The organism is Asaia sp. BMEF1 (genome assembly GCF_051628905.1).
Lineage (GTDB): Bacteria > Pseudomonadota > Alphaproteobacteria > Acetobacterales > Acetobacteraceae > Asaia.
In genome coordinates this window covers 1,155,687-1,179,391 of sequence record NZ_CP157575.1, presented here as the reverse complement: position 1 = coordinate 1,179,391, position 23,705 = coordinate 1,155,687, and the positions used below count along the sequence as shown (strand labels likewise).

At 61.0% G+C, this 23,705-nt stretch carries 19 protein-coding genes; 12 read left to right on the top strand and 7 right to left on the bottom strand.

Annotated features, from left to right (window positions below; translation table 11 throughout):
* Positions 1–2 precede the first annotated feature (2 nt).
* Positions 3–1,271: an MFS transporter gene (locus ABHV46_RS05110; RefSeq protein ID WP_336944743.1), complete on the bottom strand. Its 1,269-nt coding sequence runs from the start codon at positions 1,269–1,271 to the stop codon at positions 3–5.
* 299 nt (positions 1,272–1,570) lie between these two features.
* On the opposite strand from ABHV46_RS05110, the gene ABHV46_RS05105 reads away from it, so the two are divergent.
* From ABHV46_RS05105 to ABHV46_RS05095, 3 genes are all read left to right on the top strand, one after another.
* The gene (locus ABHV46_RS05105; protein WP_438383287.1) at positions 1,571–2,440 is read left to right on the top strand and encodes a hypothetical protein; all 870 of its coding nucleotides are present in this window, start codon (positions 1,571–1,573) and stop codon (positions 2,438–2,440) included.
* 143 nt (positions 2,441–2,583) lie between these two features.
* Entirely contained in the window at positions 2,584–3,804 is a 1,221-nt protein-coding gene (hemA, locus tag ABHV46_RS05100) for a 5-aminolevulinate synthase (protein ID WP_438383285.1), read from the top strand.
* Positions 3,805–4,008: 204 nt separating this feature from the next.
* The gene (locus ABHV46_RS05095) at positions 4,009–6,447 is read left to right on the top strand and encodes a mechanosensitive ion channel family protein (protein WP_438383281.1); all 2,439 of its coding nucleotides are present in this window, start codon (positions 4,009–4,011) and stop codon (positions 6,445–6,447) included.
* An 82-nt stretch (positions 6,448–6,529) separates the two neighbouring features.
* Here the strand turns inward: ABHV46_RS05095 and ABHV46_RS05090 are convergent, their stop codons facing one another.
* Together ABHV46_RS05090 and ABHV46_RS05085 are read right to left on the bottom strand one after the other, a co-directional pair.
* On the bottom strand, positions 6,530–10,084 hold the full coding sequence (locus tag ABHV46_RS05090; RefSeq protein WP_438383278.1) for a PAS domain-containing protein: 3,555 nt from the start codon (positions 10,082–10,084) through the stop codon (positions 6,530–6,532).
* 141 nt (positions 10,085–10,225) lie between these two features.
* Entirely contained in the window at positions 10,226–10,993 is a 768-nt protein-coding gene (locus tag ABHV46_RS05085) for an SDR family oxidoreductase (protein WP_438383276.1), read from the bottom strand.
* Between the two features lie 164 nt (positions 10,994–11,157).
* On the opposite strand from ABHV46_RS05085, the gene cysG reads away from it, so the two are divergent.
* From cysG to cysC, 4 genes are all read left to right on the top strand, one after another.
* A complete protein-coding gene (gene cysG, locus ABHV46_RS05080) occupies positions 11,158–12,558 on the top strand; it encodes a siroheme synthase CysG (protein ID WP_438383274.1) in 1,401 nt (466 codons plus the stop codon).
* A gap of 94 nt (positions 12,559–12,652) precedes the next feature.
* A complete protein-coding gene (locus ABHV46_RS05075; protein ID WP_438383272.1) occupies positions 12,653–13,336 on the top strand; it encodes a phosphoadenylyl-sulfate reductase in 684 nt (227 codons plus the stop codon).
* A 50-nt stretch (positions 13,337–13,386) separates the two neighbouring features.
* The gene (gene cysD / locus ABHV46_RS05070; protein ID WP_336945252.1) at positions 13,387–14,181 is read left to right on the top strand and encodes a sulfate adenylyltransferase subunit CysD; all 795 of its coding nucleotides are present in this window, start codon (positions 13,387–13,389) and stop codon (positions 14,179–14,181) included.
* Between the two features lie 15 nt (positions 14,182–14,196).
* Positions 14,197–16,065, top strand: coding sequence for an adenylyl-sulfate kinase (gene cysC, locus ABHV46_RS05065; protein WP_438383270.1), 1,869 nt, complete (start codon positions 14,197–14,199; stop codon positions 16,063–16,065).
* Positions 16,066–16,119: 54 nt separating this feature from the next.
* Here the strand turns inward: cysC and ABHV46_RS05060 are convergent, their stop codons facing one another.
* Genes ABHV46_RS05060 through ABHV46_RS05050 form a run of 3 tightly spaced genes read right to left on the bottom strand, consistent with a single transcriptional unit; the run spans position 16,120 to position 17,935 of the window.
* Positions 16,120–16,908, bottom strand: coding sequence for an acid phosphatase (locus ABHV46_RS05060; protein ID WP_438383266.1), 789 nt, complete (start codon positions 16,906–16,908; stop codon positions 16,120–16,122).
* Between the two features lie 50 nt (positions 16,909–16,958).
* Positions 16,959–17,324, bottom strand: coding sequence for an ArsR/SmtB family transcription factor (locus ABHV46_RS05055; RefSeq protein ID WP_438383262.1), 366 nt, complete (start codon positions 17,322–17,324; stop codon positions 16,959–16,961).
* Positions 17,321–17,935, bottom strand: a complete 615-nt coding sequence (locus ABHV46_RS05050) for a peroxiredoxin (protein WP_438384264.1) — start codon at positions 17,933–17,935, stop codon at positions 17,321–17,323. The genes ABHV46_RS05055 and ABHV46_RS05050 overlap by 4 nt, the downstream gene beginning before the upstream one ends.
* Positions 17,936–18,122: 187 nt before the next feature.
* Between ABHV46_RS05050 and ABHV46_RS05045 the strand changes: the two genes are divergently transcribed.
* Genes ABHV46_RS05045 through ABHV46_RS05030 form a run of 4 tightly spaced genes read left to right on the top strand, consistent with a single transcriptional unit; the run spans position 18,123 to position 21,899 of the window.
* Complete coding sequence (locus ABHV46_RS05045) at positions 18,123–18,992, top strand: MBL fold metallo-hydrolase (RefSeq protein ID WP_438384262.1); 870 nt, start codon at positions 18,123–18,125, stop codon at positions 18,990–18,992.
* 51 nt (positions 18,993–19,043) lie between these two features.
* The gene (locus tag ABHV46_RS05040; protein ID WP_438383259.1) at positions 19,044–20,645 is read left to right on the top strand and encodes a beta-lactamase hydrolase domain-containing protein; all 1,602 of its coding nucleotides are present in this window, start codon (positions 19,044–19,046) and stop codon (positions 20,643–20,645) included.
* A 9-nt stretch (positions 20,646–20,654) separates the two neighbouring features.
* A complete protein-coding gene (locus tag ABHV46_RS05035; RefSeq protein WP_438383257.1) occupies positions 20,655–21,425 on the top strand; it encodes a sulfite exporter TauE/SafE family protein in 771 nt (256 codons plus the stop codon).
* 12 nt (positions 21,426–21,437) lie between these two features.
* Positions 21,438–21,899: a GAF domain-containing protein gene (locus tag ABHV46_RS05030; RefSeq protein ID WP_438383255.1), complete on the top strand. Its 462-nt coding sequence runs from the start codon at positions 21,438–21,440 to the stop codon at positions 21,897–21,899.
* A gap of 119 nt (positions 21,900–22,018) precedes the next feature.
* On the opposite strand, the gene ABHV46_RS05025 is transcribed toward ABHV46_RS05030, so the two are convergent.
* A complete protein-coding gene (locus tag ABHV46_RS05025; RefSeq protein WP_438383253.1) occupies positions 22,019–22,786 on the bottom strand; it encodes a class I SAM-dependent methyltransferase in 768 nt (255 codons plus the stop codon).
* An 83-nt stretch (positions 22,787–22,869) separates the two neighbouring features.
* Between ABHV46_RS05025 and ABHV46_RS05020 the strand changes: the two genes are divergently transcribed.
* Complete coding sequence (locus ABHV46_RS05020) at positions 22,870–23,676, top strand: AraC family transcriptional regulator (RefSeq protein ID WP_438383251.1); 807 nt, start codon at positions 22,870–22,872, stop codon at positions 23,674–23,676.
* Positions 23,677–23,705 lie beyond the last annotated feature (29 nt).

Genomic DNA, 23,705 nt, shown 5'->3' with positions numbered 1-23,705 from the left:
CGTCAGTGGTGCTCGATCTCCATTGTCTCGCCCGGCAATTCCTTTGGCTTGATCAGGGCAATCGCCCCCACGACGACGCTCGACCCGATCACAAAGATCTGGGCCGAAAGGGGCAGGCCGAGTGACCGCCCGCAAACAGGTACGAGCTTGCCTGCCAGACCCTGACCGAGCGAGCCGATGGCGTAGCTCAGTCCCATGCCGAAACTGCGGGTATCTGAAGGGAAGCGCTTGGCCAGATAATGCGGCACAAGGGCGAAAACCCCTGAAGCTGCAAGCCCCATGATCACGGCAGAGATCAACAGCACAGGATAGGCGCTGGCACTCAGGAACGGATAGATGGTGAGCACCACCACGATCAGAGTGCCGATAATGACGCGCAGATCGCCAAAACGGCTGGCCAGGGCGCCGCAGCCAAGCTTGCCGATCAGCGAGCCTATGCAGAAACAGCCTATCGGCCAGAAGACCATCGCCGGGCTCAGATGATGCACACCGCGCAGGATGGTCGGATACAGGCTGTAGATGGCCGCCTTCTGGAACTCGAGAAACGACATGAGCGCGATGGCCTGCACGGCCGCCATGGTCAGCACGAATTTTACTTTCGGTGCAGGCGCCGCTTCGGTGGCATTGCGACGCTCTTCCTGTTTCAGTTTCCAGACCGGGCTCTCCTGCACCCCGATACGGATGAAGAGCGCGAGCAGGGCAGGGGCGAGCCCTATGAAGAAAAGAAGACGCCACGAGTAATGCGGCAGGATGATCGCTTGTGCTGCCGTTGCAGCGAGAAAGCCCAGCTCATAGCCAGACATCATGATGGCCGAAGCCATGGCGCGGCTGCGCCCCGGCACGCTTTCCATCAGCAGCGCAGCGGAAGCCGTCCATTCGCCGCCGAAGCCGATACCGAACAGAAACTGGATGACGATCATGCTGATCAGACCGTTGGAAAAGCCTGTCGCCGCCGAGAATACACCAAACCACAGCACTCCCAGAAGAAAGGCGAGTCGTCGCCCGTAACGGTCTGCCAACCAGCCCCAACCCGTATTACCGATTGCCCGGCCGATGCTCTGGGCGAGCAGGACGGAGCCCATGGCACTGATCGTCACCCCGAAATCATGAGAGATGTCAGGTAGTGTCAGAAGCAGGGCTGTCTGGTCGAAAGCGTCGAGAAACCAGCCTAGAAACGCGGCGATTGTCACGCGCCAGTAGGGCTTGAGGGCGACGAGCGGTGGGTAGGAGAGGAGTTGTGACAGGGGCGAAGGGCGGGCGGAGGCCGACATGGTCTCGTCCTTGAACAGAAAGGAAAACGAAGGGAGAGCGACATAAGCGCGTCAGATAGCGGACCGTTTCACTCCCCATTCTGCAACGCCTCTGTTGAAAAATCGAGTCCTGTCTCACGCTGGCGTGTGCTCGGTCATCCAGGCAGGGCATCTCGGTAAGGCGGCTGGCATCGTTGACCGTTAACAGCTTGTTAGACGTCAGGTGTTAGCGTCCTGATTGGTTTCACTGTGGGAATGATGTGATGGATGACCAGGGGAGCTCCCGATCTGTCGCGAACGCAAGCGGGCCCAAGTCCATCGTGACCTTCGAAGGGAATGACGCGACCGCTCCTCGTGTGCCCGGCCAGCGTCGCAAACGGAGCGCTGGCAAAGTCAGGGCACGTCAGCGTGATTTTGAGCCAAGCTGGACGAATCGTTTCGGTCTGCAACGAGGTGACGTACGCCTGATTGGATGGGAGGTAGAGTCTGGTATCTCCGAGATTGTCAGACATCGGCGTCGTGAGGAACGACGCAGTAAGCTGGCGATTACCGGCTCTTCAGAGATAGATCTGATGCGGTTGCAGCAGATCTGTCGATTGACGGCACCGTTACTGGCCCAATCTACAGACGCTTCAGGCGCTGCTCATTCCGTCACCATCACGCTAACCGATGCAATGGCGCCAGATAATGATTTTGTCTGGGCGCTCAAGAAAATTCTCGCCGAGACGGCCTTTCCCCCCGAAGCCCTGCGCATCACGCTGCATGAACGGCGTCTTGCAGCCGATAGCCGTGACCTGGCGCTCGCTCTGGCAATTCTCATCGATTGGGGCGTCGAGATATGGATGACGCGTTTTGGGCAGGACCCAACGAGCATGAGTTTACTGAAAGAGCGAGCGGCTTCGGGTCTCCTTTCGGGTGTGAGCATGGATGCCGCACTCGTTATGACCCCCAGCGGGTCATGGCGTCCTCTGGATATCGAGAAGCCTGCCCACAAACTCGACCCGGTAGGGTCCCGGTTTTTTGCGGCAACGTGCGAAGCCATGCATGCTTTGGGGCTCAAGACGCATTTTGCCCGTATCACTTCTTCGGCGCAGTTCGCTTTTGCGGTTTCTGCCGGGTTCGACGAGATGGGTGGCCATTGTCCCGAGCTTGACCGCATTGCGCTGCGGGAGGCACAGCCCTGTCCCTGACGCAGGGCTTGGTGGCCTGGGGGCAGCGCGTGCCTGACGCGGCCTGCGGTCCTGCCTGGCAAGCGTCGCCCATAACGTGAGTTTAACTTGCCCTGCAACGTCTTAAGCTGTTCAGCGCTAAGTGCTGAAGAGAAGGAGAAGAGATGGCGCAGGCAGATGCGGTCTATGACCGGTATTTCCAGACGGCCCTTGATGGGCTCAAGGCAGATGGCAGCTATAGGCATTTCGCCGAGCTTGAGCGTCATGCGGGCCAGTTTCCGCACGCCTATCATCATGGCCTGAAACGCGACATCACAGTCTGGTGCTCCAACGACTATCTCGGCATGGGGCAACACCCCGACGTGCTCAAGGCCATGCATGAGAGCCTTGAGCGCAGCGGCGCCGGGGCAGGCGGCACGCGCAATATCTCCGGCACAAATCACGAGCACGTTGCGCTCGAGGCTGAACTGGCCTCGCTGCATGGCAAGGAAGCGGCTCTGCTGTTCAATTCCGGCTATCTGTCGAACTGGGCGACACTCGGCACGATCGCTGCGCGTCTCAAGGGATGCGTTGTGCTTTCCGACGCCGCCAATCATGCTTCGATGATCGAGGGTATCCGCCACTCCCGCGCCGAGAAGATGATTTTCCGCCATAACGACGTGGCCGATCTCGAGGAAAAGCTGAAGGCGCTTCCTCTGGAGACGCCCAAGATTGTGGCGTTCGAGTCCGTCTACTCTATGGATGGCGACATCGCGCCAATCGAAGAGATCTGCGATCTGGCAGACCGCTATAATGCCCTGACCTATCTCGACGAGGTTCATGCCGTAGGGCTGTACGGCCATCAGGGCGGCGGCGTGGCCGAAGAGCGCGGCATCGCGCACAGGCTTTCGGTCATCGAAGGAACGCTCGGAAAGGGCTTCGGCGTTGTCGGCGGCTATATCACCGGTACGGCGGCCCTTTGCGATTTCGTACGTTCTTTCGCGTCAGGGTTCATTTTCTCCACGGCGCTGCCGCCTATGGTGGCAGCAGGCGCGCTCGCCAGCATCCGCCATCTGCGCCAGAGCCAGGAAGAGCGTTCGGCGCATCGTCAGGCCGTCGCCTGGCTGCGTGAAAGCCTCGATCGTGCCAATATCCCCCATCTGGCCAACCCCTCGCATATCGTCCCGGTCATGGTGGGAGACGCGACGCGCTGTCGTGCCCTTTCCGACGCGCTTTTGCAGCGCTTCGGGCATTACATCCAGCCGATCAATTATCCGACCGTTCCCCGTGGAACGGAACGCCTGCGCATCACGCCGGGGCCGCTGCATCGTCGCGAGGATATCGATTCGCTCGTATCGGCGCTGAAGGTTCTGTGGCGCGAACATCGTCTGGCAGAAGCAGCCTGAGCGCTCGGGGGCATAAAATGCCCCCGCCCCCGCCTTCGTTCGCGTTCCCGATAGCGGGGGCCACATGCCGCTATCAACGCTGCCTTTGTTTTCTCTGGCGGCGTGTCGGCGTGCTCGCCGGGACCGCTACGCATTGCCCCGCCTCACTGACCTGTTATAGGCAAGGGCCTCCATCCCGATCTGTCTCCCGCAAGGAAGCCTCCGATGCTGCCCATTTCACGAGCATCATCGTGCCGCGCCGTTTTCATGGCGCTCATGATTCTGATGTCCGGTCTCTTTCTCGGCGTGGCGCTGCCTGTTCGGGCGCAAACGGCGCCCGTCAGCACTGCGGCACCGCATATTACTGCCGAACAGGCGAGGCAACTCGCCTCGGTTCTCAACGACGAAACCAGACGCAAGGAATTTCTGACCACTCTCCAGAACCTGACACAGGCTCAGCAGGGTGGGGCTCAGGCGGCGGGTAACCCGTCGAAACTGAAGCCGGACGGACTCGGAGCCGAGATACTGGGCAGCGCGACGGATTGGAGCCGTGTTGCCAGCGCCCAGGCGCATTCGCTGCTGCGCACGGTGGTCGATGTGCGCGCAATCGGTCCCTGGTGGCGGCATATGCGCAACAGCGAAGCCGACCGCAAGGAATCTCTCAAGCTGCTCTTGAGGGCACTGGGGCTCGCTATTGTCAGCACTGGCCTGTTCTATGCGCTGCGTTTTCTGTTGCGTGGTCCTCGCGGTCGGATCGAGGCCATGGCCCGTATCAAGGGGCGCGCGGCCCTGATCAAGGGAGAGGATGATCGTCAGGCCGCGGAAGAAGCGGTCGAGCGTGAGGCCGCCTCGACCCCTCCTGAAACGACCCGCGAGGAAGAAGAGGGCCAGGACAAGGAGCGTCTGTCGCGCCTGCGTCATCAGGGGGCTCTGGCCCGGCTGATGCTCGTGCTCAAGCGCTTGCCTTACAGCCTGCTCTGTCTGTTGCTGGACAGCCTTCCCGTGCTCGTCGTGCCGTTCATCGCGCTGCTGATTATCGTGATCGACCCCGATGCCGATGACTCAACGACTGCCCTGCTACGGGCGCTCAGCATAACGGCACTGATTGCCGGAGGGCTGATCGTGGCGGTCAGGACCATTCTGGCGCCAAAGCGTCCATGGCTGCGTCTTGCGTTACTCTCGGACTCTGCGTCGATCTTCTTGTTCGACTGGACGCGTCTGCTTGTGATCACCACGGGCATTTCGGCGGCGGCGCTCGAGACGCTCGATGATTGCGGTCTGCCGGATCGGGTCGTTGAGGCCCTGCTCAAAATCGTGACGCTTGTGCTGCATTTGATGGTCGCAGTCATGATCATGCGCAGCCGCCCCCGCGTGATGCGTTTTTGCGATCGGGGTGACAAGCGTGGCGTCGGTGCCAGCGCGCTTCACCTTTTCGGCCGCATCTGGTGGGTCGTGGCGCTGTTTTTCGATATGGGGCTCTGGCTCGTCTGGGCGGCCGAGATCCATCATGGTTACGCCGCGATCTGGAAGCTCTTCCTGCGTAGTGCCGCAGCGCTGGTACTCATGCGCTTTGTCAGCATCGTGCTATACGGCGTGCTGGAGCGCGTGTTTCGCACCGCTCCGGGCTGGGTAGCGCTCAGCGAAGACACCCAGACACGCTTCAGCCGATATTATGCACCTGCCCAACGTGTGACGTCGGTTGTCATCGTCGTGCTTACGGTTCTCGCGCTCGCCGGTGCGTGGGGAGCCCCTGTAAAAGCGCTGTTCGGTGTTGGCGGGCTTGGCTACAGGCTGATCTCGTCTTCCATGACCGTCCTGATCGCGCTGTTTCTCGGGGTTCTGGTCTGGGAGGCGACCAACCTCACGCTTGAGCGCTATGCCCGTAAGGTCGGTGCGCTCGAAGAGGGTGCGGCGCGTCTGGCTCGTGTGCGCACGCTTCAGCCTATGATCCGTATCGTGCTGCTGGTTGTTCTGGTGGCCGTTATCGGCTTGACTGTCCTGAGCGAGATCGGCGTGAATGTGGCCCCTCTTCTGGCTGGCGCCTCGATTTTCGGTGTGGCGCTGGGTTTCGGTTCGCAGAAGCTGGTTCAGGATTTCATCAACGGGATTTTTCTGCTGATGGAAAACGCCCTGACCGTTGGTGACGCCGTAACCCTCAATGGCACTTATGGCGTGGTCGAGCATCTGTCGCTGCGTACCGTGCATGTGCGTGCCAATGACGGGTCGATGAACATCTTTCCGTTCAGTTCTCTGGGGCAGATCATCAACTATAATCGTGACTTCGCCAGAGCGATCATCGTGGCTGAAACGGGGTATGAGACCGATACGGATGACGTTGTCGCCGCCATCAAGGAGATTACTGCCGAGATGCGCGCGGATGAGCGCTTCGGTGCGCTGATTATCGACGATTTTCAGATGTGGGGCGTGGACGCTCTCAATCAGACTTCTGTGACCGTGCGCGGCACCCTGCCCACCACGACGGCGGGGCGCTGGCCGGTTCAGCGCGAATTCTACCGCCGTATGAAAAAAACCTTCGAAGCGCACGGTATTCATCTGCCCTACCCGACCCGTTTTGTTGAGGTCACCGGGCTCGGTGCATTGCAGCAAAAGAGCGAGACGCCCGAGCCGCCGAAAAATCAGACTCTGGCGGAGACGGGCGCCTGATCGCGCCAACGGCACGATGGGGGCAAGAAAAGGCTGCATAGACAGGCTTTCCGGCTACGCGTTCAAGCCCTTGAAGAGAAGCTCAGGAGCTGCGCAGAGCGGTCCTGAGCTTCTCTTCGAGCAGTTCCGAGGTGAAGGGCTTTGGCAGGATGTGGATCTTCTCGTCTTCTGAGTGACGGTTGAAGATCGCCTGTTCGGCGTAGCCAGTGATGAAGAGAACCGCGAGCCCCGGGCGCAGAATGCGCGCTGCATCGGCGACCTGTCGGCCATTCAGCCCTCCGGGGAGGCCGACATCGGTAATCAGAACATCGAACAGACGCTCGTGATCGTTGAGCAGGGCAAGAGCCGCCGTGCCGTCCGCGGCTTCCTGTACCACGGCGCCCCACTCTTCAAGTGTTTCACGCATGGTGAAGCGCAGCGTCTCTTCATCATCGACCAGTAGCACCCTCAAATGGCGCAGGGTCTCTCCACCCCTTGCAAGCTCTGGCTGCCTGGCTCTTGAGGGTAGAGTAGCCGCGTGACTGGGCAACCAGATATGCACGGAGGTGCCGGAATCCGGTGTCGAGGCGATGCTGACGCGTCCGCCGGACTGCCGGGCAAATCCGTAGATCATGCTCAACCCGAGCCCCGTTCCCTTGCCAATCGGCTTGGTCGTAAAGAACGGATCAAAGGCACGGGCCATGACATCGGCACTCATGCCGACACCGGTATCGGTAACCGAAAGCACGAGATAGCGGCCAGGGCGCAGACCCCATTCCTCCGCCTGTAGAACGCCAAGCTTGGCGTGAGAGGTGGCGATACGCAGTGCTCCGCCGTCGGGCATGGCGTCTCTGGCATTGATCGACAGATTGAGCAGGGCGTTTTCAAGCTGGTTGGTATCGACCAGAGCCGGTCCGATGGACTGATCCAGCTTCAGATCGAGAATGGCGCCGGGTCCTATGGTGCCGCTGATCAGATCCTGCATGCTCATGATGAGGGCATTGATGTCTGCGGGCTGCGGGTCGAGGGTCTGACGGCGCGAGAAGGCGAGCAGGCGGTGGGTCAGGGCGGCGGCGCGATCGGTCGCGCCTCTGGCTGCGAAGATGTAGCGCTCGAGACCGTCCGTGCGGCCCTGTTCCAGCCTGCGGCTCAGCAGATCGAGCGCTCCGCCGATCCCCGCAAGGATATTGTTGAAATCATGGGCAAGGCCACCGGTCAGCTGACCTACGGCCTCCATTTTCTGCGACTGGCGCAGCTGGTCTTCAAGCGCAATGCGATCATTGACGTCTCGCCCTATCAGATAGATGTCGTCGCCCTCGATGGAACCGGACCAGTTAAAGGTGTGCCACTCGCCATCCTGATGCAGAAAACGCAGGTCAATCCCGTGATCGAGCTGCCCTTCACGCAACATGGCCAAGGCTTCGGCGGCGCGTGCCATATCGGCAGGATGAACGAGTTGCTCGACCTTGCTGCCCAGCCAGCTTCGCGCCGCGTCGCCGAAGCAGCGCTGCCAGCTTGGATTAAGATAGCGCAGCTTGCCGTCGCGATCAGTCAGGGCCAGCAGATCCGCGCTGATAGCCCAGAGCCGGTCGCGCTCGCGCGTGCGCCGCAGGACTTGTTCTTCGAGCGTTTCGTTCATGCGTCGCAGGGCTTCCTGCGCACGGACCTGCTTTATCGCCGCCCAGCTCCGGTCCGCGACGGTTCTCACAAAAGAAAGCGTGATTTCGTCCCAGCAATGAGGGTGAGAGAAATGCACGATGACCACGGCCTGCAACGCCCCGTTTTCCATGATCGGGACATTGAGCAGCGCGCATATTCTGAGCGGAGCGAAAAACGCGGCCTGCTCGGCGGTCAGGGGGTCGAAGCGCACATCGTCGATAGCGACGCATTCGCCTCGTTTCAGCAATTCGATATAGGAGCCATAAGCCCGGAAGGCATAGAGCCCCGAGACATCCGGAAACGTCGAATCCCGTCGCCAGCTATCGGTCACCTGTGCCAGTTCGCGCTCTCGATCGACATCGGCAAATCCTGCGCGATCGGCCTCTATGGTCAGTCCGAGCGTGCGCGAAGTCAGCGCGACGATATCGTCCTCACTGGTGAGAGTGCGCAATTCATCGCCGAAGATGACCAGGGCTTCGCGCTTGTGGGTCTGACGTTTCGGTCCATCGATATCGAGCAGGATACCGGGAAAATGACTGATTTTGCCGTGCTGGTCATAGGTGCATGACCCGTTGGCCTCAAGCCAGCGGGCAGAGCGCGTTCCGTCATCGCGCAATCTCAACTCGCAGCGGAACGGCCTGTTTTCGCGCAGCGCTGCTTCGAGCTCAGACTCGATGCCGCCTCGGTCATCCGGGGTCACAAAGGTAAGAAGACGCTCGAAAGCGATACCCTCGGCAAGCTCGGCCGGGGGGAGTCCCAGCGTCTCGGCCATGCGTAGATCGCCGGTAACCAGCCTTCGCTTCGCGTCCCAGAGCCACATTCCGACAATCGTTCCCGCAGCGAGCGCGAGTTCGAGCCGCTCATGCTCCTGATTGGCGACGGTCATGTCGCGCGATACGCCCAGAATGCGCTCGGGCCGGCCATCCGGCCCCAATATGGGCGCTACGACGACATCCCATAGGCGCTTTCGCCCATCGGCGGTTTCGACATACTCCTGAAAATGGCTTGTCTGACCCACGCGTGCGGCCTCGATGGCGTCGAGCGCCAAAGCACGACCGCGCTCCTGCCAGACATCCGGCCAGTAAACGCCCACCATGTCTGAGGGCGTACAAAGATTGAGTACCAGCACGGCGCCGTGATTGACGAAGGTTATGACGCCGTCAAGATCGAGAATTTTTACGCAGTCATTGGCGCTTACCAGCATCGAATTGATGAAAGCCTGGCTCGTTCTCAGGGCGCGCCTGTCGTCATGGCCGATATCGATCAGCGTGCCCGTGCAATCCTGACCATGGGGCTGGGCGCTGATATGGACGCGAATCGTTTCGCCCTGGGGGCGGCACAGGCGCACGCCAGCCTGTGGCGCGCCCGATAGCCATTCGACAGGGGGCAGGCGCGATGGTGGACGGTCGTTTTCATGGATACACGCGACGAAATCAGCCCAGTCCAGACCCTGTCGCAGCGCCTCACGGGACAAGCCGCAAAGAGAGGCCATGCGCGGGTCGCCGGTAAGCTTGCCGGTCTCGCTGCTCCACAAGAAGAAGCCGAGTTGCGCGCGGGCAGGGCTTTCCTCTCTCAGAGCGGGTGGTGCCTGCGTTGTGGCAGATGTCTCGGCGGGACTCTCGCGCTCACCCGCGCACAGGGCGCCCAGCAGCAGGGCATGGGCGTGGATCGTGCGATCGTCGCGCCGTTCGAGCTGCGAGCGTCGGACATCGATCGCAATTGCCCCCGAAACCGGGACGCCGAAAGGATAAAAAGACCACCCAGAGAAGGAACGCACGCCTTCGGAGGGCGTGCTGCGCGCCCAGTCATGTTCCCGCCAGCCTGCAAGATCGGGATAGTCGCACCGGTTCGGATCGACATGAGAGGGCTGTCCTCCACCGATTTGAAGCAGTGAAAAGCGGATATCGGGAAAAGCCTCGCGCAGAGGTTGGAGGGCATGATGGTGAAAATTGCCCTCGCCACCCGGCGGGTCCGTTCCTGCGTGCTTCATAAGCATCATGATGATCGCCCCCCGCTTTCAGGCACCCCGGCATTCAGGGGGAGGGAGGGCGTTTCGGGAAGGAATGCCGACGGGCCCGCTCAACCAGCACAAATCATAGCGTCAGAAGCGTGAATGCGTAAACACAGAATTAAGAGAGGCTCAGACCGATGCCGTCAAACCGCCGTCAACCGTCAGAATGTGGCCGTTAACGAAGCTCGACGCGTCCGATGACAGGAAAACGGCGGCCCCGATCAGTTCCTCTGCCTTGCCCCAGCGCGCGGCAGGTGTGCGCTGGCAGAGCCATGACGAGAATTTCTCGTCGGCGACCAGTGCGGCATTCATCTCGGTTTCGAAATACCCTGGCGCGAGGCCGTTGATCTGCAATCCGTGGCGCGCCCAGTCTGTCGCCATGCCCTTGGTCAGCATCTTGACCGCGCCTTTCGTGGCTGTGTAGGGCGCGATGCCAGGTCGCGCGAGCTCGCTCTGGACCGAGCAGATATTGATGATCTTGCCGCGATTGCGCGCAATCATATGGCGAGAGACGGCCTGAGCGACGAAAAACACCGAATTGAGATTGGTCGACATCAGCCGGTCCCATTCGTTGCGCGGAAACTGATCGAGCGGCGAGCGGAACTGGATGCCGGCATTATTGATCAGGATATCGATAGGCCCTTCTTTTTCGATGGCCTCGATCCCGGCCACGACCTGATCCTGATCGGTCACATCGAACACGCTGTCCCGTGTCGCGATGCCCTCCTGTTCAAGCTTGGCACGCGCTGTATCGAGCGCGCCCGCCTGACGTCCGTTGAGAATGATCTCGGCGCCGAAACTGCCCAGACCCTGCGCCAGGGTAAAGCCGATACCGCGTGAGGCGCCGGTAATGAGGGCGCGTCGACCCTTGAGAGAAAACAGAACAGGGTCGGACATCGCGGGATCCTTTACGTCGCGGCTCATCTTGTGGGTAGGTTAACAGGCCTGCCGACCCTGCCCAGCCGACATTTTCGTGTGGTTTCTTACAAGCCCCTGTACCGCGCCCCTTTGCGGCATCGCCGCATCTTGGCGATTGTCCGGGCGCACGCCATACAGGGACGATGACAAAGGAAGCGACCTATCTCCCCATTGCCCTGCGTCTCGATGACGCGCGCACACTCGTCATCGGGGGCGGGCAGGTGGCGGCCAACAAGCTGCGCCTGCTGCTTGGCCGCTGTGCCGATATCGCAGTTCTGGGGAGGATCGACGATGCCGAGATCGCCCAGGCCGTCGCTTCGGGGCGGGTGGCCCATCTGGGCGATACCATCACCGTTGAAACCCTTCCCGAGTTGCTGCCGAAAATGCGGCTGGTTTTTGCAGCAACCGATGATTTCGCGCTCAATCGCGCTATTGCCGCGACGGCGAGAGAATTGCGCGTGGCCATTTGCGTGGTCGATGATCCCGAACCCTCGACATTCATCACGCCCGCCATCATCGACCGGACGCCGGTTCAGATCGCGATCTCGACCAATGGCGCCGCGCCGGTGCTGGCGCGTCGTCTGCGCACGCAGATCGAGGCCCTTCTGCCCGATGGGCTGTCGCGCCTCTCACGCTTCATGCAGGCGCAGCGTGGCTGGATCAAGCAGGCGCAGCCCGACACGCTCATCCGTCGTCGCGCCTGGGAAAACTTTGTCGATGGACCGGGTGCCGAGCAGGCCTTGCGCGGTGAGAACGAAGCCGCACGCCAGAGCCTGGAAGAGGCGCTGAGCGGCGTGCCCCGTCAGGGTGAGGTATGGCTCGTCGGCGCAGGGCCCGGCGACCCGGATCTGCTGACGCTGGCAGCCCTGCGTCTGATGTCGAATGCCGATTCCGTCCTGTACGATCAGCTGATTCCCCCGGCGATCATGGATCGCGTGCGCCGTGATGCCGAGCGTGTCTTCGTTGGCAAGAAGCGCAGCAATCACAGCCTGCCTCAGGATGGAATCAATGAAGAACTCATTCGTCGCGCCAGAGCGGGCGAGCGGGTATTGCGTCTCAAGGGCGGCGATCCGTTCATCTTCGGGCGTGGCGGCGAAGAGATGGAGGCGCTGGTCGATGCTGGCGTCATGGTGCGCGTCATTCCCGGCGTCACGGCGGCAAGTGGCTGCGGGGCAGCGGCAGGTATCCCGCTGACCCATCGCGATTGTGCGCAAAGCTGCATTTTCGTAACCGGACATGCCCGTGCCGATGGTACACTCAATCTCGACTGGGCCAGTCTCGCGAAGAAGGGCCAGACACTCGCCATCTATATGGGGCTCGCGCCCCTGGCCGATCTCTGCGCGCAATTAATGGCTCACGGCCTGCCCCCCGACTGGCCTGCTGCGGTAATCGAGCACGGTACGAGGCATGACCAGCGCGTGCATGTTGCAACATTGGCCAGTCTGCCTGCGTTGGTGAGTGAGCGCCGCGTGGCAAGCCCGGCGCTCACGCTGGTGGGCGAGGTGGTCAATCACCGTCGCTTAATTCACCATCAGGAAGCGTGAAGTTCGTAGATTACCCATTGCACGGCGCGGTCTGAGGTATTATGTCGAGCATGTCGTCGCAATAAGCGATTTATTAGTGTGGATTTATTCAGTCATGGCCCTGACCCAGACAGAACGGCAGATCCTCGAAAAGACCCCTGAAGACAGGATTCTGGCGCGCGCCATGGATCTGCTGCATGGGCGCCTGGCGCTTGTCTCGTCCTTCGGCGCCGAATCTGCCCTGCTTCTGGCAATGATCGCCGAAATCGACGCCGATTTCCCTATATTTTTTCTCGAAACGCGCCGTCATTTCCCCGAAACGCTGGCTTATCGCGATGAGCTGGCCAGTTTTCTCGGGCTGACCAATCTGCGTTCCGTCGGCCCCAGCGACAAGGCGCTGCATGATCGCGACCCGCAGGACATGCTGGCGGATTTCGATCCCGATGCCTGCTGCGCCCTGCGCAAGGTGGAGCCGATGGACGCCGCTTTGAACGATTTCGATGCGTGGATTACGGGGCGCAAGCGCGGTCAGGCCGCGACCCGCGCCGCCATGCCCGTTTTCGAGCCTCTTGATGACCGACGGGCCAAGATCAACCCTCTTGCTGCCTGGACGGGTGCGCAGATCGAGACGGAAATGACGCGCCGTAATTTGCCGCGCCATCCTTTGACCGCCCTCGGCTTTCGTTCCATCGGCTGTGCGCCCTGCACGCGCGCGGTGGCCGAGGGCGAAGACCCCAGAGCCGGTCGCTGGGCCGGTCAGACCAAAACAGAATGCGGCATTCATCTGCCTGCGCGATAACGGAGCATAACATGAGTTTGGCGGCCCCCAACCTGGTGACCCCGCGCGCCATGGACGATCTCGATCAGCTCGAGGCGCAGAGCATTTTCGTGCTTCGCGAAGCCTATCGCAAGCTGCGCCCGCTGTCGCTGCTCTGGTCTCTGGGCAAGGACAGCAATGTCATGGTCTGGCTCGCCCGAAAGGCGTTCATGGGCCGCGTGCCCTTTCCGGTCATGCATGTCGATACCGGCAAGAAATTTCCCGAGATGTACGCCTTTCGTGAGGAATACACGAAGAAGTGGAATCTCGACCTGATGCTGGGCGATTGCCCGCCGGTGGAAGAGATCGACCCCTCTTTGCCGCCTGCGGCCCGCTCGGCGGCCCGCAAGACGGCGGGCCTCGCCAGCCTTATCGAGAAGCACAAGCTGCGCGGCGTCATTGCCGGTATCCGTCGTGACGAGCAGGCAACGCGCGCGAAAGAGCGCGTGTTCAGCCCGCGCGGTGCCGGTCATCGCTGGGATGTACGCAATCAGCCGCCCGAATTCTGGGACCAGTACGCGACGCCTTATGAAGACGGCATGCATATCCGTGTGCATCCGCTGCTTTCCTGGCGCGAAATCGATATCTGGCGCTATATCGAGCGTGAGAACATTCCTCTGGTCGATCTGTATTTCGCCAAGAATGGCAAGCGCTACCGCTCGCTCGGCGATCAGGACATTACAAGCCCTATCGAGAGCAATGCCTCGACTTTGGCTGAAGTCATTGCCGAACTGGAAAACAGCAAGACCTCCGAGCGCGCCGGGCGCGCCATGGACCATGAATCTGAAGACGCTTTCGAGCGTCTGCGCGTTGCGGGCTATCTCTGAGCTATGGGCGACACCATGACAACCAACGACCTTCCCGCTTCGCTGCGGGCCGCCGCTACGCCGATCGTCATCGTCGGCCATGTCGATCACGGCAAATCCACTCTGATCGGGCGTCTGCTTTACGACACCGATAGCTTGCAGGATGGCAAGCTGGCCCAGATTGTCGAGAGCAGTCGCAAGCGCGGCCTGGCCGTCGAATGGAGCTTCTTGCTCGACTCCCTTCAGATCGAGCGCGATCAGGGCGTGACCGTCGACTCCACGCGTATCCCGTTCCATCTGGGCGGGCGTGAATTCGTGATTGTCGACGCGCCGGGCCATCGTCAGTTTCTGCGTAACATGATCACTGGCGCCGCCGATGCCGAGGCTGCCGTGCTGGTGGTCGATGCGCTGGAAGGTGCGCAGGAGCAGACGCGTCGCCACGCCATGTTGCTGCGCCTGATCGGCATTCGTCATGTCATCGTGCTGCTGAACAAATCCGATCTGCTCGATTTCGATCAGACCAAGATCGCTCAGGCCGAGATCGATGTACGCGATCTGCTCGGTCGACTGGAAATTACGGTCGAGGCTTTCGTACCCGCATCGGCGCGCGATGGCGACAACATCGCCAGCCGCTCCGAGCGCGCGCCCTGGTATACCGGCCCGACACTCGTTGAGGCGCTTGCAGCCGTGCCTGCACCCGCCTCGCGTCTGGCACTCGATTTTCGTATGCCGGTGCAGGATGTCTATCGCTTCGATGATGTGCGCTATGTCGCAGGGCGCATCGAGCGTGGCGTCATCCGTGCGGGCGACCGCATCATGATCGGGTCGCAGGGTCAGACGGCGACAGTGGCGGAAATCTGCCGCTGGCATGCACCGGTCAACCCGATGGCCGGGGCCGGTGAGTCGATCGCCTTGCGTCTGGAGCCAGATCTGGTGCCGGATCGTGGTGACCTGCTTTTTCATGCCCATGAAGCGGGTAAGGCGCCGATTCGTGCTGCCCGTATCCGCACGCGCCTGTTCTGGCTGCGTGGCGAGCCTCTGCGTGTGGGCGAAAGCTTTACCCTGCGACTGGCGACCGCCGAGCATGACGTGACTGTGGCGTCGATCGACGCCGTGGTCAATCTGGACGATCTGACGCTCTCGCCGGGAGACGAAGTGCCGCCGGATGGTTTTGCCGAGATCACGCTCGCCACGTCTCATGCCATTTTGTTTGACGCGTTCGCGCCGGGCTACAACGATGGTCGTGGCGTACTCGTCGATCGTTTCCAGCGTATCGTAGGCGGTGCGCCGCTTCTCGGTGCGGCGGAACTGCCGGATGGTGCGCATGCCATCCACCCGACGGCGAGCAAGGTCACGGCAGGCGAGCGTCGCGCTCTGCATGGTCATGAAGGGGCTGTTTTCTGGCTGACCGGCCTGCCCGGTTCGGGCAAAAGCACCGTCGCGCGGGCTGCCGAGGCCGAACTCGTGGCGCAGGGGCTGCGCACGACCGTGCTCGATGGTGACACGTTGCGTGCCGGTTTGTGCAGCGATCTCGGTTTTTCTGCTGCCGATCGTCGAGAGAACATACGCAGAGCGGCCCATGTTGCGCGTATTCTGGCCGAAAGCGGACAGGTGGTAATCGTCGCGCTGGTATCGCCCCTTGCCGAAGATCGGGCGCAGGCGGCACAGATTGTCGGAGAGGGCTTCCACGAAGTGCATGTCGATGCGACGCTCGAATTATGCGAAAGCCGCGATCCCAAGGGGCTTTACGCTGCGGCTAGAGCGGGGAAGATTGTCGAATTTACGGGCATCTCGGCCCCTTATGAGGCACCCGAAACCCCCGCATTGCGACTGACGACAGAAGCAGGGCTCGATGACACGCTGATCGTCTTGCGTGAGTATATCAAGTCAAAGGTCGCAGGCTGACCTCTTCCTGGGAGGGTAGAGCTTTTTCTACCCCCCAGGCGGCCTCTCTCAGTTTCAGGGCTGGTTGAAAGGAGAATGCGCGGCGGCGTCTGCCTCAAGCGCGCAGAGCGCCGGATCTGGCGGGCTGCTCTCTGCGGCCATTTTCCTCAGTTCCTGGCGTGCCTGTGGCATGAGCGCCCGGAGTGACGGGTCTTCCAGCAGGGCCACCGCGAAGGCGCCTGCTGCCTGATAGCCCGCCGCGACGTCTGACGCCCAATGCACGCCGCAGATGATGCGGCTTTCGCCGATCACCCGGCCGCGTTGCAGGATCGGTGCGGCCCGTTCGGGCATGAGTGCTGACAGAACGAGCGCTGTCGAATAGCCCGCGATGGTATGGCCGGAGGGATAGGAGGGGCTCTTGCTCAGCTCGGGTGAGCGCGCCACGCAGATCGGCGCATCATTGCCGATAAAGGGGCGCGCGCGTTTCCAGTAATGTTTTTCTTCCGATGTGCGCGGTGTCTCTGCCTTGGCGATGATGGTCATGATCCGGGCGAGATGAGGCGCCTTCGCGAGATCGAGGGTGAAACCGACCGCGCAGGAATAATGGCTGAGAAAGGCCGCAGGATGAAGGTCGGCATCGCTTGTGGCCAGAGTCCAGCGCGGGGTGCCGACAAGTCTGCGCGTTTCACGAAAGATACGATCGTCCTCGGCCTGGGCGGCGCTATGGGCAGCAGGCGGGGCGGCGAGCGCAAGCCGTTCGTCCGGTAGGGCGGGAGCGAGGCCATCGCCGCTCACGGAGCACGAGGTGAGGGCCAGCAAGAGGGGCATTTGCCAGGCCAGTCGAACGATCGACGGTAAAGACAACAGGCTGTTCCTTGTATGTTGAAAGGCCTCAAATCAGGCCCGGCCAGGGTTCAGTCGCTTATGATCGAGGCGAACTGTGCCCCCACATGGCCGGGAGACATCGCAACCTGTCCAAGCGAGTCGCTTCCGCCTTTTAACAGCGAGAGGATGATCTCAGCCCTGAATTTCTCACCCGGAGAGGCAAAATCATACACCACCTCGCGCGCCTCGCGTCTGGCCGAGATCAGCCCGGCGCGTCTCAGTTCCCCGAGCTGTTGCGACAGGGCAGGCTGGCCGATTCCGGTCTCGCGTTCGATTTCAGAGACGGATCTTGGCTGCGCACACAGGGCGGCGAGGATCACCAGGCGCTGTGCCTGGTTGTAGAGACGCAGGCGCTCGAGAAGGGGCGCCAGATTTTCTTTCAACGCAGGCTTCATGGCTGGTCCCCTCTGAAGCGATAGAACCAGAGCGGGGAATCCTGCATCGAAACATCATCGGAAATGAGTGCGGAAGGTTCGAAGACCTGTTCTCCCGGCTGCCAGTTTTCCGGGGCGAGGGAGTGGGTGCGGGTCGAATGCTGCAGGGCTCTCACTGTCCGCAGGATCTCGCTGACCGATCGCCCCACCGAAAGCGGATAGGTCAGGACGGTCTGAATGATACCTTCGGGATCGATAATGAAGCTCGACCGGACCGTGCTGCTGTTTTCAGCGCTCTGATCGAGCATGCCATAGGCGCGCGCCACCGCCATTGACGGATCCTCGATCACCGGGAAGCGTATGCTCACGCCAAGCTCCCTTCGGATGGCGTCCAACCAGGCAAGATGAGAGGGAAGACTGTCGACGGACAGCCCCATCAACTGGCAATTCAGCGACTCGAACTCATCCTGGGCGTTCGCGAAAGCCATGAACTCGCTTGTGCATACTGGCGTGAAATCGGCAGGGTGAGAGAAGAGCACCACCCAGCGCCCGCGGTAATCTCCAAGCGTTACCATGCCTTGCGTCGTACGCGCGCGGAAGTTTGGGGCTTTCGATCCTAGCGTCGGCGGCATAACGGTCAATGCGTCCTCCACTGTGTGTCCTCATCTTTAAGAAAGCGTTTCTTGACGTCAGGACTTATCATTTTTACATAAATGGCGAAATATCATATTCGCGATATATGTAAATGCGGGGAGCGATATCATGGATGACGCCCAGAGAGACAAGGCAGAGAAGCTTATAAGCGAGACGCGCGAGGGCATGCGGCGCGGCCCTGTGGTCAAGAGCTTTTTTGACGAACCGACCTTTACAGCGTCCCATATCGTCTTCGATCCGGTGCTGCGAGAAGCCGCCGTGATCGACAGCGTGCTCGATTACGATCCGGCTTCCGGGCGCACTTCGTCGCAAAGCGCTCAGGCTGTTCTGGATTTCATAAAAAATGAAAACCTCACTGTGGTCTGGCAACTGGAGACCCATGCTCATGCCGACCACCTGTCAGCAGCGCCCTGGCTACAGGAGCAGCTCGGCGGCAAGCTGGCTATCGGTGCCGAGATCACACGCGTTCAGGAAGTCTTCGGAAAGATTTTCAACGCAGGTACCCGGTTTGCGCGCGACGGTTCGCAGTTCGACCATCTTTTCAGAGATGGCGATGGTTTCAGAATCGGTGAAATCGAGGCAATTGCCCTGCATGTGCCGGGTCATACGCCTGCCGATATGGCGTTTGTCATCGGAGATGCAGCCTTTATAGGCGATACGCTGTTCATGCCCGATTTCGGCACGGCACGCGCCGATTTTCCCGGTGGTGACGCAAGGCAGCTCTATCGTTCGATCAGGCGGCTGCTATCGCTCCCCCGCGAAACGCGGCTTTTCCTCTGTCATGACTACAAGGCGCCAAGGCGTGACTTCTACGCCTGGGAAACCACGATCGGCGCCCAGCGCGAGAACAATCTGCATGTGCATGACGGAGTGAGCGAAGACGAGTTCGTAGAGATGCGCACGAAACGTGATGCGACATTGTCCTTGCCGAATCTCATCATGCCGTCCGTCCAGATCAATATGCGCGGCGGGCGCCTGCCGGAACCCGAAGAGAACGGCACGCGCTACATCAAGATACCGCTCGACACGCTCTAAGCTCTCAAGACCCTGGCAAACAAGACAGTCTGACAAGAGAAAGGCACGCTCATGTCCCTTCGTTTTCTCACAGCGCATTTCGCCGTATCGCCCCAGATCCGGGTCGAAGATCTTCCCGCCCTCAAGGAGCAGGGCTTCACCGCCATCATCTCGACCCGCCCTGACGGCGAGGAGAAGGACCAGCCCAACGTTGCCGATCTGGGCGTTGCCGCAGAGAAATGCGGCCTCGCTTTCGCTTATATTCCGGTGCGGATGGGCGCCACGCCCGACGCGCACAGCGTCACTGTAATGCGTCATACTCTGGCCGAGATGATCGGGCCGGACAACACAGGCAAGGTTCTGGCCTATTGCCGCTCGGGCCGCCGCGCCTCCGACCTGTTCGAGCTGGCATCTGCCCAGACGGAAGAGCCTGCCCCCAAGAGCCAGCGTTTCGATGTTGTGGTGGTCGGTGGCGGCGCAGGCGGTCTGGCCTGTGCGGCAAGTCTGCTGCGCCGTCGGCCCGAGCTGCTGGTGGCCGTCATCGAGCCCTCGACCGAGCATTATTATCAGCCCGGATGGACGTTGGTCGGTGGCGGCGTGTTCGAGGCCAAGGACACGCGGCGCTCAGAGGTAGGGCTTATCCCCGCACGGGCGAGCTGGATCCGTCAGGCGGTGACAGGGTTCAAGCCCGAGCAGAACAGCGTCGAACTCGGCGATGGCAGCGAGATACTCTACGACGCGCTGGTCGTCGCCACCGGTCTCAAGCTCGACTGGGCGGCTATTCCCGGTCTGACCGAGACGCTGGGCAAGAATGGCGTGACCTCGAACTACCGTTTCGACCTGGCGCCTTACACCTGGGAGTTGGTGAGCAAGCTCGAAGAGGGAACGGCCCTGTTCACCCAGCCGCCCATGCCCATCAAATGCGCAGGCGCGCCGCAAAAGGCGATGTATCTGGCCTGCGATGCCTGGCGTCGTAAAGGCGTGCTGGGCCGTGTGCAGGTCACTTTTGACACAGCAACGCCCAGCCTGTTCGGTGTGGCCGATTTCGTGCCTGCCCTGATGGATTATATCAAAGGCTACAGCATCGATCTGACGCTGAAATCGCGTCTTGTCGCAGTCGATGGCGAGAACAAAATCGCGACGTTCGAACGCACGACCGAAAACGGCGTCGAGCGTATCGAGCGGAAATTCGACATGCTGCATGTCGTGCCGCCCCAGACGGCGCCCGATGTGATCAAATCCTCGCCTCTGGCGGGTCAGGACGGTTTCGTATCCGTTCATCCCGACACAATGCAGCACACGGCCTTTCCGAACGTCTTTGCCGTGGGTGACGTCGCAGGCACCAGCAACGCGAAGACCGCAGCCGCCGCCCGCAAGCAGGCGCCCGTCGTTGTCGAGAACCTTATCGCCCAGCTTTCGGGTCGCAAGCTCGATTACGCCTATGATGGCTATGGCGGCTGCCCGCTGACCGTCGAACGCGGCAAGATCGTGCTTGCCGAGTTCGGCTATGGCGGCAAGCTGATGCCGACCCTGCCGGGCTGGATACTGAACGGCAAGAAGCCCACGCGTCTGGCCTGGTTTCTGAAAGAGAAGATCATGCCGCGCCTCTACTGGGATTTCATGCTGCGCGGGCGCGAACTGTTCGTGCGTCCCGCCAGGAAGAATGAGGGCTGATCACGGTTTATGCTTGCAACGCCTTTTCTGCCTGCCCTTGCGTCGGGCAGCCTTGTTGGGCTGGTTCTGGGTCTGATCGGCGGCGGGGGGTCTATCCTTGCCGTGCCGTTGCTGATCTATGCGGTCGGGGTGCGTAATCCCCATATCGCTATCGGCACCAGTGCTTTTGCCGTTGCCGTGAATGCACTGGCCGGTCTGGTGAGTCACGCCAGAGAGCACACCGTCAAATGGCGCTGCGCGGGTTTTTTCGCCCCAGCCGGTATGCTGGGTGCGGCACTGGGTGCGCAGTTCGGCAAGGCCGTGGATGGTCAGCGTCTCCTGCTGCTTTTCGCCTTCCTGATGGTGTTGGTCGGGGTGGCCATGATCAGGGGGCGTCATGACGAGGGCATACCGGGTGCTGCCTGTAACCGCGATAATGTCTGGAAGGTCGGGCTCTTCGGTCTGTGCACCGGCGGGCTTTCAGGGTTTTTCGGGATCGGCGGCGGTTTTCTGATCGTGCCCGCCCTGATGGCCGCAACGCATATGCCGGTGCTCAATGCGGTCGGTACCTCACTGGTGGCGGTAGCCGCTTTCGGCGTGACGACCGCGGCCAGTTATGCCTTGTCGGGTCTGGTCGACTGGCCGCTTGCAGGATGGTTCATCGCAGGCGGCGTTATCGGCTCGCTGGTCGGCACGCATCTGGCACGCAGGCTGGGGAAAGGCTCCGGCGCCACGCTGAAACTGGTTTTTGCGGGTCTCATTTTTGTCGTGGCAGGGTATATCGTCTTTCGGAACCTCTGAAAGTGAAGCCCAATGAGCGCCTCTGACCTGAAACTGACCCAGGACGATATTCTCTCCGCCGTTGAAGGCCTCGTCGCTGCCGAAAGCGACCTGATCGCGAATATGGCGAATATCGCCGCGGTATTGTTCGAGGCGTTGCCGCGTATCAACTGGGCAGGGTTCTATCTCTTCAAAAATGGCGAGCTGGTTCTCGGACCGTTTCAGGGGCGCGTGGCCTGCACGCGTATCGCCATGGGGCGCGGCGTGTGCGGCACGGCAGCTGCTGAGCGCCGTATCCAGCGCATCGACGACGTGCACAGCTTTCCCGGTCATATCGCCTGCGATGCCGCTTCGGCATCCGAGATCGTCCTCCCTTTGATCCGTGACGGTGAGCTTCTCGGTGTGCTCGATATCGATAGCCCCGAAATGTCCCGTTTCGGGCTTGAGGAAGAAGCAATGCTGGCTCGCCTGGTGAGTCTTCTTCTGAACGCCTGAAACAGCCCCTGTCTCACCTTCCGCTTTCTCTTCCGATACAAACGCGTTCCCACAGGGCGACTGCCCTTTGGCGGGGTATGGGGCAGCGCCCTATGCCTCCCCGAAGGCGATGTCTCCGTTCAGGCCGGGTCTTTGCGCCAGACGATAATCGAGATCGGAAAAAAGAAGCGTATGCCGTCTGCTGCGTGAAAGGCGCCCATACCGAGGCGATTTGTGCCATTGGCGATGTCTTCGGCAAAAAGCGCCTGCAGGGCGGGGCGATCTTCCTGGGCGACCTGATCTTCCAGCCTTGATTCGAGGCGATAGGATTGGGTGAAGATCGGGGTCAGGCCGGCCTGTTCGCCCAAAGAGAGAAGCTGTGTTCGTGTGAGCGCGGATGTATGAGAAGGGTCGCGCAGTTTTTCGGCTCGATTGTATCCTTGCTGGGATGCGGGTTCTGGCGTGGCGTCGATGACGACGACCCGTCCGCCCGGACGGCAAACGCGCACCATCTCGCCCAGACAGTCCTGCGGGTTCTGCATGTGATGAAAGCTGTATCGTGTGATGACCCGGTCGAACTGGTTGTCCTGAAAAGGCAGATCAGTGGCATTGCCGCACTCGAAGGCGGCGGAAAGCCCGCGTCGGCTGGCCAGTTGGCGCGCCTGGTCGATCATGGCGGGGGTCAGATCGAGGCCGGTCACGTTTGCGCCTTGGGCGGCCAGGGCGCAGGAGACGATGCCGGGGCCGCAGGCGACATCGAGGACGCGCGTCCCCTGCGCGACATCGCAAGCCGCGATGGTCTGTGCCATGCTTTCGGCTTCGGCATGGATGGGCTGGGCGGCAAAGTTGGCGGCCCAGCGCGTGAATTGCTCGATGATTCTGGTGTCATGCGAAATCGACATCGTCATTCCTCTCTTGATCCTGGCAGGATAGGAAGGAATCAGGTGGCCGTCTGACGCGCGACGGTCAGAAAAAAGCGGATATCGGCCAAATGAAGACCCTGACTGTCGAGGAAACGCAAGCTGTCCTCGAAAAGAGCCATCTCGACCGGTTGCAAGGGGCCGGAACGGCGCGAAGAGAGTCGCGCGAAGCCCTCTTCTATGCGTGGCATGCACATCCGCATCATCAGGTTCTATTTGCCCGAAGAGGGACGACGCAGGTCGAGGGAGACAAAAGCCGCCATCTTCTTCCGGCAGGTCACGCCCTATGGATACCCGCCTATAGCCGCCATCGCACGTTGATCCGAAATCTGGACGGGCTCTCGCTGTTTCTGGATCCGGGGTATGTGGACGAGGCCTATCGGTCTATACAAGCCTTTCCCATATCCCCGATGATTCAGGAGATGCTCTTTCACGCCCTTCGCTGGCCGGATGGGGCGTGCGATCCTGACCCGGTTGCAAAGAGCTTTTTCCAGACGCTCGTTCTGTTGTTGCAGGAGGCCATTCGGCACGCGGGAGAGCAGGGATTCACGCTGCCCAAAGCAACGCACCCTTCGCTTCAGCGCGCCATGGATAGTGCTTTGCTCGATCCCGGCGGGGCGTGTCTGGGCATGGCGCTTCGTGAAGCGGGGATGTCGGAGCGCAGTTTTCGGCGCTATTTCGATAGAGAGACCGGAATGAACTGGCAGCAATGGATCACGCAGGCCCGTCTTTTCCATGCAGCTACCCTTCTGGCTCAGGGAGAACGCGTGACTCAGGCGGCGGCCCAAAGCGGCTATGCGTCACAAAGTGCCTTTACCAAAGCTTTTACCCGACTGCTTGGCCTGTCTCCGGGCAAATTCTGCGGCCATTCGGGTTAGCGCGCTTCCAATGAAAATGTTTCCACGGG

Excerpts from the sequence above, each read along its gene's own strand:
- ABHV46_RS05110 (WP_336944743.1), bottom strand. The coding sequence starts at position 1,271 with ATGTCGGCCTCCGCCCGCCCTTCGCCCCTGTCACAACTCCTCTCCTAC.
- hemA (WP_438383285.1), top strand. The coding sequence starts at position 2,584 with ATGGCGCAGGCAGATGCGGTCTATGACCGGTATTTCCAGACGGCCCTT.
- ABHV46_RS05095 (WP_438383281.1), top strand. The coding sequence starts at position 4,009 with ATGCTGCCCATTTCACGAGCATCATCGTGCCGCGCCGTTTTCATGGCG.
- ABHV46_RS05090 (WP_438383278.1), bottom strand. The coding sequence starts at position 10,084 with ATGATGCTTATGAAGCACGCAGGAACGGACCCGCCGGGTGGCGAGGGC.
- ABHV46_RS05085 (WP_438383276.1), bottom strand. The coding sequence starts at position 10,993 with ATGTCCGACCCTGTTCTGTTTTCTCTCAAGGGTCGACGCGCCCTCATT.
- cysG (WP_438383274.1), top strand. The coding sequence starts at position 11,158 with ATGACAAAGGAAGCGACCTATCTCCCCATTGCCCTGCGTCTCGATGAC.
- ABHV46_RS05075 (WP_438383272.1), top strand. The coding sequence starts at position 12,653 with ATGGCCCTGACCCAGACAGAACGGCAGATCCTCGAAAAGACCCCTGAA.
- cysD (WP_336945252.1), top strand. The coding sequence starts at position 13,387 with ATGGACGATCTCGATCAGCTCGAGGCGCAGAGCATTTTCGTGCTTCGC.
- cysC (WP_438383270.1), top strand. The coding sequence starts at position 14,197 with ATGACAACCAACGACCTTCCCGCTTCGCTGCGGGCCGCCGCTACGCCG.
- ABHV46_RS05055 (WP_438383262.1), bottom strand. The coding sequence starts at position 17,324 with ATGAAGCCTGCGTTGAAAGAAAATCTGGCGCCCCTTCTCGAGCGCCTG.
- ABHV46_RS05050 (WP_438384264.1), bottom strand. The coding sequence starts at position 17,935 with ATGCCGCCGACGCTAGGATCGAAAGCCCCAAACTTCCGCGCGCGTACG.
- ABHV46_RS05045 (WP_438384262.1), top strand. The coding sequence starts at position 18,123 with ATGCGGCGCGGCCCTGTGGTCAAGAGCTTTTTTGACGAACCGACCTTT.
- ABHV46_RS05040 (WP_438383259.1), top strand. The coding sequence starts at position 19,044 with ATGTCCCTTCGTTTTCTCACAGCGCATTTCGCCGTATCGCCCCAGATC.
- ABHV46_RS05035 (WP_438383257.1), top strand. The coding sequence starts at position 20,655 with ATGCTTGCAACGCCTTTTCTGCCTGCCCTTGCGTCGGGCAGCCTTGTT.
- ABHV46_RS05030 (WP_438383255.1), top strand. The coding sequence starts at position 21,438 with ATGAGCGCCTCTGACCTGAAACTGACCCAGGACGATATTCTCTCCGCC.
- ABHV46_RS05025 (WP_438383253.1), bottom strand. The coding sequence starts at position 22,786 with ATGACGATGTCGATTTCGCATGACACCAGAATCATCGAGCAATTCACG.
- ABHV46_RS05020 (WP_438383251.1), top strand. The coding sequence starts at position 22,870 with ATGAAGACCCTGACTGTCGAGGAAACGCAAGCTGTCCTCGAAAAGAGC.